Below are 1010 nucleotides of genomic sequence, written 5' to 3' on the forward strand. Positions count from 1 at the left end.
GACCAGACACGCTTTATGTCAGCACCGGTGGCGGCTGGTCGCCGGCGACCGACGCGGCGATCCGCGCCCTCGCCATCAGACCCGAAACCCAGCTCGTCGCTGCCACCGATAATAACAAGCAGGGCGACATCTATGCCGGCAGGCTTCTCGCCTTTGCTGGGGAGGTCGGATGCGGCGCCGAGCGGCTGCGCCCCGTGGCGACTGACTGGAACGCCGATCTAAAAGTGAGGGAGGAAGCAGGGGGAAAGGAGGAGGGAGGCCGGCTGCCGCATGCCCGCCGGTCGCGTCAAGGGTGAAGCTTCGCCCGGCTGCGCCGGCCCTTGACCCGCCCGGGCGGAGAGGCGGCCGCGGGGGAGGGGTCCGGAAGGGCTGAAGATGATGGTGATCCGCGAGGGATGAACCGCGCTCCGGCCCGCAAGTGGCCAGGAGCCTCCCATGACCGTTCAATCCTCCATCCGCAAGATCTACTTCGGTGTCGCCGATCAGCGGCAGATGTACCGCCTGTTCGACCGCCATGCCCAGCGGCCCGATCGCTGGCAGAATGACGACAGCGCCCTGTTCGCCGGAGAGTGGTTCGAGATCGCTCGCGCCGAGCATGATCACATGCTCGACATCCTGCCGCCGCTCTGGATGCGCGGCGAAATGTTCGCCATGCGCGAGTTCCTCGCCGACAGCGTCACCAGCGTCTTCTACACGCTCAGGATCGACGGGAAGGTCCGCTACTTCCACGCCTATTGCGACCTGGCGCAGCGCCGCTCACCGGTTGAGACGCGCGACGCCATCGTCGAACGTGAGTCCTGGCCGGTGAAGGCCATGACGTATCACGAGCGCCTGGAGCATGTGTGGAGCGCCACGCACGATGAGTATCGTGGCTATGCCGGAGACCGGTTCTTGAGCCAGCATTGCGGCAAGCGGACCATCCTCGTCTATGGCCTGGGACGGACCGATCTCCAGCTGCTCGACGACCTGACCGACGAGGAGATCGCTGCCAAGCTGCCGGTGCATTTGCG

General features: G+C 65.9%; 2 protein-coding genes. Both read left to right on the forward strand.

From position 1 onward, the window contains the following. Positions 1–296, forward strand: a 296-nt coding sequence (locus EN749_RS36335; protein ID WP_145991201.1) for a toprim domain-containing protein, incomplete at its 5' end; no start/stop codon positions are given. 139 nt (positions 297–435) lie between these two features. After that, positions 436–1010: DUF1419 domain-containing protein (locus tag EN749_RS36340; protein WP_128365031.1), on the forward strand; the 575-nt coding region annotated here is incomplete at its 3' end.

Origin of the sequence: Mesorhizobium sp. M7A.F.Ca.ET.027.02.1.1, from assembly GCF_004022985.1 — a bacterium.
In the GTDB taxonomy this organism is placed as follows: Bacteria; Pseudomonadota; Alphaproteobacteria; order Rhizobiales; family Rhizobiaceae; genus Mesorhizobium.